Source organism: Haloferax sp. s1 (genome assembly GCF_058382125.1).
In genome coordinates this window covers 1-10,133 of record NZ_JBZRPK010000621.1, presented here as the reverse complement: position 1 = coordinate 10,133, position 10,133 = coordinate 1, and the positions used below count along the sequence as shown (strand labels likewise).

7 protein-coding genes are annotated in these 10,133 nt (G+C 61.6%); 2 read left to right on the top strand and 5 right to left on the bottom strand.

Features of this window, described 5'->3' with window-relative positions:
* Positions 1-1,612, bottom strand: a 1,612-nt coding sequence (locus QT222_RS13190; protein ID WP_491477436.1) for an alpha-amylase family glycosyl hydrolase, incomplete at its 3' end; no start/stop codon positions are given.
* Positions 1,613-1,872: 260 nt separating this feature from the next.
* Between QT222_RS13190 and QT222_RS13185 the strand changes: the two genes are divergently transcribed.
* Entirely contained in the window at positions 1,873-2,745 is an 873-nt protein-coding gene (locus tag QT222_RS13185) for a DUF7351 domain-containing protein (RefSeq protein WP_004057796.1), read from the top strand.
* A gap of 30 nt (positions 2,746-2,775) precedes the next feature.
* Here the strand turns inward: QT222_RS13185 and QT222_RS13180 are convergent, their stop codons facing one another.
* The 4 genes from QT222_RS13180 to QT222_RS13165 all read right to left on the bottom strand — a co-directional run bounded on the left by QT222_RS13180 (position 2,776) and on the right by QT222_RS13165 (position 8,517).
* Entirely contained in the window at positions 2,776-4,917 is a 2,142-nt protein-coding gene (locus tag QT222_RS13180) for an alpha-amylase family glycosyl hydrolase (RefSeq protein ID WP_491477435.1), read from the bottom strand.
* A gap of 130 nt (positions 4,918-5,047) precedes the next feature.
* Complete coding sequence (locus tag QT222_RS13175) at positions 5,048-6,196, bottom strand: sugar ABC transporter permease (protein ID WP_004057794.1); 1,149 nt, start codon at positions 6,194-6,196, stop codon at positions 5,048-5,050.
* Positions 6,193-7,212 carry a carbohydrate ABC transporter permease gene (locus tag QT222_RS13170; RefSeq protein WP_004057793.1) on the bottom strand — a complete coding sequence of 340 codons (1,020 nt, stop codon included), beginning with the start codon at positions 7,210-7,212 and terminating at the stop codon, positions 6,193-6,195. Before QT222_RS13170 ends, QT222_RS13175 begins: the two co-directional genes overlap by 4 nt.
* A 12-nt stretch (positions 7,213-7,224) precedes the next feature.
* On the bottom strand, positions 7,225-8,517 hold the full coding sequence (locus QT222_RS13165) for a substrate-binding domain-containing protein (protein WP_491477434.1): 1,293 nt from the start codon (positions 8,515-8,517) through the stop codon (positions 7,225-7,227).
* A 292-nt stretch (positions 8,518-8,809) separates the two neighbouring features.
* Between QT222_RS13165 and QT222_RS13160 the strand changes: the two genes are divergently transcribed.
* The gene (locus tag QT222_RS13160; RefSeq protein WP_004057788.1) at positions 8,810-9,946 is read left to right on the top strand and encodes an ABC transporter ATP-binding protein; all 1,137 of its coding nucleotides are present in this window, start codon (positions 8,810-8,812) and stop codon (positions 9,944-9,946) included.
* The last annotated feature ends 187 nt before the right edge of the window (positions 9,947-10,133 follow it).

Below are 10,133 nucleotides of genomic sequence, written 5' to 3'. Positions count from 1 at the left end.
GGTCCGCCTCTTCGGGGAAGCCGTGGCGTTCGGCCTCGACGAGCGCGTCGAAGAGCGCAGAGGCCGGGGCGTCGCCGGTCCCGATGTCGCGGAGCGTGTCGTACAGGTCGGTGTCGTAGTGGTAGTCGAACTCGTTTTCCCGGAATCGAACGTCGCGTGGGACCGTCTCGTCGAGGAGCAGGAACTCGTCGTTTTCGGCCTTCACACGCTCTCGAACCTCCTTCCAGAAGCCGTGGGGGACGCCCCACGCCACGTCGCATCGGAAGCCATCGACGACGTCGACCCACTCGTCGATTACGTCGAGCATCCACGCTCGCACGTCCAGCGAGTCGTAGTTGAGGTTCGGAATCCGCGCCCAGTTGAAGTACATGCCGGGTGCGTCGTCGCCCGCCCAGTCGATGCCCGACGCGTCCTGTTCGGCCGGGACGCGCTCGTAGTAATCCTCGTAGTCGGCGACGCCCGCCCGGTGGAGTTGGAACGCCGGATGGTCCCGTGAGGTGTGGTTGATGACGAGGTCGAAGATGACGGTGATGCCGGCGTCGTGAAGTGTATCGACGAGCGACTCGAACTCCTCGCGCGTACCGAGGTCTGTCGCGGTGTCGAACAGGTCAGTGATGTGGTAGCCGTGGCGGGTCGGACTCTCACAGACGGGCGTGAACCACACCACGTCGACGCCGAGCGACTCGATGTAGGGCACCCGGCGCTCGATTTCGGTGAACGTCGTCTCGACGGTTTCACCGGCGAACTCGCGGACGAATATCTGGTCCATCGTCGCGTCGTCCAGCCACTCCGGTCCGTCAGCGGGGTTCGAGAAGTCGACCGCCTCCCCGTCGGCACGGATTTCGAGCGTGTCGGCGATACTCGCGCGTTCGATGGTCTCGCCATCCTCGTCGGGGTGCGGTTCCTCGCTCACGGCGACAGCATGGACTCGCGAGAGGTTCGGAAGGTCCTCGTGGTCGACGACTACGCGGTCGCCATCGATTTCGACTGCCGATTCGGCGAGGTCGTCGCGGTCGTCGAAGTAGAACTCGACTGACGGTTCTCTCCCGTCGGGTGCCGGCCGAGCAATCGCCTCGACGACGACTTCGTCGCCCTCAGTGCGGCCAGTCAGCCGGATGTTCGGTCGGCCTGCACCCTCGATAGTCACCTCGGCCGTTGCGTACGGGTCGAACTCGTCGTCGAACGCGAAAATCGCGTCGTGGTCGCCCGGCGGGAGTCGAACGTCCACGCTCCACTCGTCGCCGTCGCGTTCGACGCGGTCTGCGCCCATCGTGAAGTCGTTGAACGGCCCGATGACGGACGCGGACTCGATTTCGTCGAGGTCTTCTTCAACCTCGCTGGACGTAATCAAAAAGCGCGCTGGCTGGCGCGGGTCGGCGAAGACCCGAACGGTCACGTGGTGGATTCCGTCGGGGGCGTCGAGTTCGGCGACGTAGACGCCCGGAACGTCCGCATCGAGGTGAACTACGGGTGCGTCCGAGAGCGTCGCAGCTGACTCATCCGGTGTTTCGACGAGTTGCCACCGGAAAGTCGAATCCGGGTCTGGATTTCGCGGTGCAAGTTCGACTGGGTCGCCGACGGTCGTAAACCGCGGCGGTCCGGGGTGATGCATTACCTATTCGGGCGGTATACTACTCAATAAAGCTGTTCTGAAGGGTTCTTCTGTTTGTGAGACGGGGTTTCAGCAATTCTCCGTGTGGCGGCCGCGATAGATTCGAAATCGGCAGCCGATGCGACGATTGTGTCCGTCGCGGTGCGAGCGTGTGAAGATTTCTTCAGTTCGGCCCGTTGTGGCCGACTTCCGGGCGAGGTGTCCGGCGCGGCCGTCGCCCGAGCGGAAGATGTTTTCTCGGCCGCGCCCGCGTAAAGAGTATGAACGCTGACGAGGGAACAGTCTCCGTCGACGCCGAGCAGGCGGCCGACGCAATCGGCGCGCTCGCGGACGCCGACCGAATCGCTATCCTCGTCGCACTCCGAAACGGCGGGCGACAGTCCTTTGTCGACCTCCAGTCGGCGGCGGGATTCGAAGACAGCGGTCGGTTCAACTACCACCTCGACAAACTCGTCGGTCGGTTCGTCACCAAGCGCGAAGACGGCTACGAACTCCGCGGGGCGGGGTCGAAAGCGGTCGATATCGTGACCGACGAACGCTTCGGCGAGTCGCCGCCGCCGGAAGAACGTGCCGTCGATGCGGCCTGTCCGACCTGCGGACACCAGCTTCACGCCCGGTATGCCGACGAGAACGTCGAACTCACCTGCCCCGACTGCTCGACGCTCGTCCACTACGGGTACTTCCCCCCGCGCGGGCGGACGAGCAGAGACGCCGACTCGCTCTTCGAAGCCTACGGGACCTGTCTCTGGCGGGATTTCACGCTGGCGTACCGAGGCGTCTGTCCGTACTGTCGCGGCCGAATGACCACGCGAGTCGAGGCCGAACCGCACCATCACCTCGACTATCCGGCGGTGAGCGACTGCCGCGATTGCGGCGCGTCCATCGCAACGACGATTGGCCTCCGACTCTTGACCGACCCGGCCGTCGTCTCCTTTCTCGCGGACCACGGAACGAGTCCCGACGACCGCCCGTTCTGGGAGTTTGACTTCTGCATCGACGACAGCGACGTGGCCGTCGTCTCGGAGGACCCGTTTTCAGTCTCGGTGCCGATTCAACAGGGCGACGAGACGCTTCGGGTCGTCGTGGATGAAAATGGGTCGGTCGTCGAGACGACGCGGTCGGTCCCGCGGTAGTCTCTTAGGCCGACCCAATCGTCCGACTTTTCACTTCCACGTCCCACTGTACTCGCCGGTCGAGTCCGTCGGCGTGGTGTACTGTCGGTTCGACCCCGACTCCCACGTGACGGTTCCGTCGCTGGCGATTTTGACGAATTTGAACTCGATGTCCGTCCCCGCGGGAAGGTTCACGTCGTAGTACCAGTTCGGGTACTCGTGGACGACCTGATTGAAGAACGGTCCCACGGCGCGGTCGGTGTCCCAGTCACCCAGTTCGTGGACGTTGCCGACGACGTAGACGTTCTCGCCCACGTCCGTCGTCGCGTCGTTGACGACGAACCGAGCCGAGATTTGGTCGCCCGAGAGCACCTCGTAGCCCGAGAACGGGTCGCTCTGGGCACCGTTTGCGTCCGTGACCGTCACGTCGTAGTAGCCGCCCGAGACGGCGGGAACGGTCGCTTCGATTTCCGTGTTCGACCACGAGGTGATGGATGCGCTGGTCGTGCCGAACTCGACCGACCCCTCGGTGCTGCCGAAGCCGTCGCCGCTGAGGACGACGGTGTGGCCGGGCTGTCCCATCGTCGGGCCGACGTGGCCGAGAGCAGGTTCGGCCGTGGTTCCGGTGTGCTCCCAGACGCAGACGGTCTGCGGACCGACCGAGAAGGTATCTATCGAGCCGTCGGTGTTGACGGTCGTAGAGAAGCCATCGAGCGTGCCGCCGAGGGCGTCGTCGTAGGTTCCCTCCGGAAGCGACGTTTGGAGACCGGAGACGTCGTACCAGTCGAGACTCCGGTTGATGGCGACGAGGACGACGTTGTCCCCGAATTCGCGCTCGTAGACGAAGACGTCCGAGTTTATCCACCGTTCTTCGGTGTCGCCGTAGGCGAGCGCCGGGTTCGACGACCGGAGGCTAGTGAGCGCCTGGATGACCTTGTACGCGGTCGTCGTCGTGTCGAACGACGGCATGGGCTTTCGGTTGTCGGGGTCGTTGCCGCCGGTGAGGTACTGCTCGGTTCCGTAGTACACCGCGGGCGTCCCGCGCGAGGTCAGAAGGACCGCGAGCGCCATGTCGGTGTTCCGCGTGTCGCCGTCGGCGACGGTGAACCGGGGCATATCGTGGTTGTCGATGAAGGGCACCTGGTCGATGACCTGGTCGTGTTCCGATTCGGTCTCTTGGAGCATATCCCTGAATCCGTACCAGTCGTCGGTGAAGTCGCGGAGGACCTGTCGAATCTCCTGTCCGAATCGAAAATCGAGGAGGCTCATGCCGCTGTCGTTCGAGAACTCGTAGTACCGCGGATTCGACTGGTCTGCGCCGAGGAACCACTCGCCGAAGGTGAACACCGGCCGGTGGTCGTAGATGGTATCGACGAGCGTCTTTTGCCACTTCGGCGGCATGTGCGCAACCGCGTCGACGCGGATACCGTCGATTCCCGCGTCCAACCACTGCTTGATGGCGTCTTTCAGGTACTGGTCGATGTACGCCTCGTGGTGGTCGAAGTCGGCGAGATTGTAGAGGTTGCGGTAAATCTGGTCCTCGTAGCTCGAATAGTCGGTGCCGCCGTTGTGGTGAAAATAGCTCTTGGGGTCGTCGTTGTAGGCGGCGACGTAGCTCCCGTTGTCGTAGAGGGCCCCGTCTTCGAGTTCACCGTCGGAAGTCGACGGCGAGGTGTGATTCGGAACGAAGTCGATGACGACCTTGATGCCGTTTTGGTGGGCCACGTCTACGAGTTGTTTGAACGTCTCCATGTCGCCGAAGAACTCGTTCGGGTCGGTGAAATCGCGCGCCCAGTAGCCGTGATAGGAGGTTCCGATGTCCGAGTCGACGGCGGTGATGTTCTCGAACGGCGGGGGAATCCAGACGGCAGAGACCCCGAGGTCGGTCAGATAGCCGCTTTGAATCTTGTCGATGATGCCCTGCCAGTCGCCGCCGCAGTACTTCCGGAGGTTCGAACAGTCGTCGCTCGCGAGTTCGCCCGTTGGATTGTTGTTCGGATTTCCGTCTCGGAACCGGTCCGAGATAAGCTGATAAATGACGTCGTCTGCGAAGTTCACCGTCTGTTCAGGTGGCGTCGCTGCGGCCGCCTGCGAGACGAATGCGAGGTCGTCGTTTCCGGCGCCGGTACCTCCGGCGAGACCGATTGCGCTCAATCCGAGTCCTTTCAGGAACGTTCGCCTGTCGAATGACATAGTGTGTGAATAAGTATCTCATCACAAATAATTATCTTCTAGTTCTAGATATATTGGTTTAAGCCAAATAAGAGATATTTCTATTAATCTTAATGAAAATATAAAAGAACACCACCGAGCGCGTTTCGGCTTAGCCTTCGACGCCGCCGAACGACAGCCCACCTTCGATGTACCGCTGTGCGAAGAGGTACACGAGCATGATGGGGGAGGCGAACGTGAGGGCGAACGCCGAGAAGCGCGCCCACGGAATCGAGTACTCGCTGATGAGCGAGTACAGCCCGACGGGGAGCGTGTAGTTGTCCGTCCCGAGGAGCGTTTGTGCGACGACGAACTCCGTCCACCCAGTGAGGAAGGTGAAGATAAACACCGTCGCGAGTCCCGCCGTCGAGAGCGGGAGAATGACCTCGACGACGACTCGCCACGGTGGCGCGCCGTCGACGACTGCGGCCTCCTCGTAGGAGACGGGAATTCCGTCCATGTAGGTCTTCAAGAGCCACGTGTTGAACGGAACCGCCGTCGCCGCGTAGTACACCGCCAGCGCGAGTTTGCTGTCGTTGATGCCGAGTTGGACGTACACGGTGTACAGTCCGATGAGGAGCGCGATTCCGAGTCCGCCGCCGACCTGCGTCAACAGGACGTAAACGAACAGAATCTTCCGGCGGAAGATGAACTCGCGGCGCGACAGCGCGTACGCGGCCGGCACGATGAGCGACATCGCGATGATGACCGTCGGAATCGCCACTGTCAGACTGTTCCAGAAGAACGACTTGAACGCCGACGGATTCTCGATTGGTTCGACCGCGAACCCGGGGAACAACTCGAACGAGCCGAAGGCAACCCGGCCGACCGTTCCCGGTTGAATCGCGCTCACGTCGAGCAGCGTAATCTGTGGCGTACTGAACACGAGGGCGACGTTCGTCACCGGGATATCGACGACGATGTCGTAGCCCTGCACGATGAGGTCGCCGATAACCCAGAGGAACGGCACTAACGACGGTGCCTCCGGGAAGAGCTTCAGCCCGCTCGAAGAGTATATCGAACCGCCGGTTCCCGACAGCGCTGCGATGAGAATCCAGTAAATCGGGAACAAGAGCAGACAGACCAGTATTAACGCTCCGAGCGTCGCACCGGCCGTCTTCAGCGGTTCCATCGGCGACACTTCGCCGCGCTGGATGGCCACAGCCGTATACCGGATGTCTCGAACTGCCTCCACCGGAGCCATCGCTACCGTTTGGGCGTCGTCTTTCAGCTTTTGCCCGATGGTATCGAGGAGGCTCACGCGTCGTTCACCCCGTCTGCGAGTCGGCCGCGCTTGACGTTCAGCCACATGAACGCGCCGATGAACAACAGCGCGATGATGCTAATCGCCGCCCCGCGCCCGTACTCGGCGAACGAGAGGGCTTCGCGGTAGCCGTAGACGACGATGAGTTCGTTTTGGCGCGCCGGTCCGCCCTCGTTGAACACGAACGGGATGAGGAACTGCTGGAACGACGCTGCCGCGGTCAGGATGGACGCGAAGAACACGGGCCGTTTGATGGACGGCAACGTGACGTGGAAGAACCGCGAGAAGTAACTCGCGCCGTCGACCATCGCCGCTTCGTGGAGTTCGTCAGGAACGTCCTGAAGCGCGCTCACGGTGATGATGACCATGAACGGGTACGCTAACCACATCTCGGTGACGTTGTAGGCGGCGAACGCCAGCCATCGCTCGCTGAGCCACGACACGGTTTCGAGTCCGAATATCGTCAGGATTTGATTCGCCAGTCCGAACTCCGCGGAGCTGAAGATGCCGCGCCAGACGGTGATGGTGAAGATAGACGGCAACCCCATCGGAAGGATGATGAGAGAACGCATGATGCGCTTTCCGCGGACGCGCTCGTTGGTCACGACGAGTGCGAGCGCCAAGCTAAACGCAATCTTCAGCGTAACGCTTGTTGCGACGAACAGCCACGTAACGCCGAACGAGTTCCAGAACTGGCCGTTAATCGGGAGCGTTGCGATGGTGTGGCCGAACAGGACGATGCTGAACGTGCCGCCGAACAGCACGTCCGCGTAGTTCTCGATGCCGATGAACGTCGCCTCGCCGAACGTCAGGACGGAAAACGCACCCTCTCCAGCGAACAGGTTCGCCGGTGCCGCATCGGTAAACGAGATACCGATGAGGTAGACGACCGGAAACAGCATGAACGCCGAAAAGACGAACAGCCCCGGCAGAACGAAGAGGAGCGAAACGTCTCGCTTGTCGAGAAACGGGACGTCCTCAACGCGGCGGGCGACACGTGATGCGGTGCTCATTGATGTAGCTCGTTATTCGAGGTTGCTGCGAATTTCTTCGTCGGCAGTCTTCATTGCCTTCTCGACGTCTTTGCCGTTGAACGCCTTCGTGAGCGCGGCCTTGACCGGGTCCCACACCTTCCCCATGTCCGGGTGGGTCGGCATCGGTTGCCCCTGCTGGACGGCCTCCGAGAAGCCCTGAACGTGCTCCGGGAGGTCGCCGCTCTCGACGAGGCTCTTGAGGACCGGGATGCTGCCCTGTTCCTCGGCCGCCTTCAGCGCGAGGTCCTCGTTGGTGGCGAACCACTCGATGAACGACCGACTGGCGGCGGCGTCGGCACCGCCTTCTTCCATCGCCTTGGCGAAGTACCACATCGTGATGCCCGTGAACGGCTTTGGCTCGCCGCCCTCGGGAGAGGGTAACTTGGCCACACCGTAGTCGATACCCTTCTCGTTGAGCGTCGAGAGGTACCACGGCCCGTTGATTGCGAACGCGGCGTTTCCTTCGGCGAAGGCGGCCGCCTGCGGTTCGTACGCCGGGTCGTTCGGCATGTACGGCACGAAGTTGTCGACAGTAAACTGGACGCCTTTAATCGTCTCGGGGAGCGCGACGCCAATTCGCTCGTCCGCCGAGTCGTCGAAGTAGTACCCGCCGAAGGCGTGGGCCCACGCGCTGAGGAAGTACCCGTCTGCGAAGGGCAGCCCCAGCCCGTAGTTGTTCGTTTCGGGGTCGTGGAACTCCTCCATCACGGAGACCATGTCGGCAACCGTTTCCGGCGGTTCGTCGACGATGTCCTTGTTGTAGACGAGAGCGACCGTCTCCGCGTCGTGCGGGAGGCCGACGAGGTTGCCGTCGAACTGGATTGCCTCGCGGGCGGCACCCGTGAACACGTCGAGGTCAACGTCGACCTGGTCGCTCTGGTCGACGACGAACCCGCGCTGGTAGTAGTCACCGGCCCAGTCGTGCGCCCACTCGAACGACTGCGGACCCTGCCCGGCGGGAATCGCGCTCGTCGTCTTCTTGCGCATGTCGGAGATGTCCGAGCCCTTCACCGTATGGTCCGACGCTTCGTTGAACTGTTCGAGGGCCGACTTCCGGCCGGGAATCTCTGGTTCGGGAAGCGAGTACCAGACCGAGGCTGTCCCAACGGGTTCGGATTCGGACGTCTCGCCGGTACTGCTGTCGGTGTTTTCGTCGCCCGAACCGTCGGAATCGCCGCCCGACTGGTTGGTGGAACTCTCTTGGACGCCAACGCAACCCGCGAGCGCGGCAACCGTGCCGGCCGCACCGAGGTTCTTCAGTAAGGTTCTGCGATTCAGTGGCATGGTGTGAATAGATGAGGAATAAGTTGTTCACATATTAAATCATTCGAATAAGACATAATCATTCATCCTCGATTGACGTCTTCGGTCGCGCTCGTGCGCTCGAAACGCGGTCGGCCAGTGTGCGAAAAATTGTGCCAGAAGTGCGTCTGGGTCCCCGGACAGGGACGTGCTCTCTCGTTCAGACGCGTCATTACGGTCTGTACCCACGATACAAAACTACTACGAAATTGTGCTTCATACATTCGAAGGATAGGGGAAGAACTATACTGTGCCACACCGAGCCATGGATACAATGGCGACTATTACGCTCGATACACTCAGAAAGGAGTTCGACAACGGCCGAATCGTTGCCGTTGACGACCTCTCGGTTGCGGTCGAAGACGGTGAGTTCATCACCGTCGTCGGCCCGTCGGGGTGCGGGAAGTCGACGACGCTCCGCATGGTTTCGGGGTTGGAATCGCCCACGAGCGGTCGTATCCTCGTTGGCGACGAGGATGTGACGGACCAGCACGCCCGCACGCGAGACGTGGCGATGGTGTTCCAGAACTACGCGCTGTACCCGCACAAGACCGTCATGGAGAACATGGCGTTCGGGCTGCGGATGAGCACCGACCTCTCGAAAGCAGAGCGTCGCGAGCGCGTCCGCGAGACGGCACAGATGATGGGCATCGAAGAACTACTCGACGACAAACCCGACGAACTCTCCGGCGGGCAGAAACAGCGCGTCGCGCTCGGCCGCGCCATCGTCCGCGAACCCGACGTGTTCCTCTTCGACGAACCGCTTTCGAACCTCGACGCGAAGCTCCGGACGACGATGCGGACGGAGATTCAGCGCCTCCAGAACGACCTCGGTATCACCTCGCTGTACGTCACTCACGACCAGGAAGAGGCGATGACGATGGGCGACCGCATCGTCATCCTGAAAGACGGTAAACTCCAGCAGGTCGGCCGACCCAAGGACGTGTACGAAAACCCCGCAAACGAGTTCGTCGGCGGCTTCGTCGGCTCGCCGAGTATGAACTTCCTCGACGTGTCGGTCGAACGCGAGGGGAACCACGTGGTCCTCGTCAACGACGATAGCTCGTTTTCGTACCGGCTGTCCGAGTCGTTCTCCGCGGACCTCCGGGAGACCACACACGAGACCGAGGTTCGAATCGGTATACGCCCCGAAGACGTTACCCCGGCGTCGGACGGCTCGAATCTCATCGATTCGACGGTCGGCGTCGTCGAACCCATCGGCTCCGACAACTATCTGCACCTCGACATCGCCCCCGACTTCATCGCCCGTGTCGACTCGGACATCGAGCCTGAAACGGACGAGACAATCAGTATCACCTTCGACGAGTCCGACCTTCACGTGTTCCACCCCAAGACCGGCGAATCGCTCAAACACCGCGAGTCGAAGCAGCGCGCGACCCCAGTACAGTAAACTAACCTCGACGCAGTAACTGCCCCCAACGCAGTAACTGCCCCCAATGCAGTAACTGCCCCCAACGTAGTAACTGCCCCCAATGCAGTAACTGCCTCCGCTGTCGTATCCGCGTGAAGAAGTCGTTCGAAGTTTTTGTTCGCGCTTTCGGTTTCAGTTCTGGTTCGCGTTTTCGGCTGTCGTTCTC

Excerpts from the sequence above, each read along its gene's own strand:
- QT222_RS13185 (WP_004057796.1), top strand. The coding sequence starts at position 1,873 with ATGAACGCTGACGAGGGAACAGTCTCCGTCGACGCCGAGCAGGCGGCC.
- QT222_RS13180 (WP_491477435.1), bottom strand. The coding sequence starts at position 4,917 with ATGTCATTCGACAGGCGAACGTTCCTGAAAGGACTCGGATTGAGCGCA.
- QT222_RS13170 (WP_004057793.1), bottom strand. The coding sequence starts at position 7,212 with ATGAGCACCGCATCACGTGTCGCCCGCCGCGTTGAGGACGTCCCGTTT.
- QT222_RS13165 (WP_491477434.1), bottom strand. The coding sequence starts at position 8,517 with ATGCCACTGAATCGCAGAACCTTACTGAAGAACCTCGGTGCGGCCGGC.
- QT222_RS13160 (WP_004057788.1), top strand. The coding sequence starts at position 8,810 with ATGGCGACTATTACGCTCGATACACTCAGAAAGGAGTTCGACAACGGC.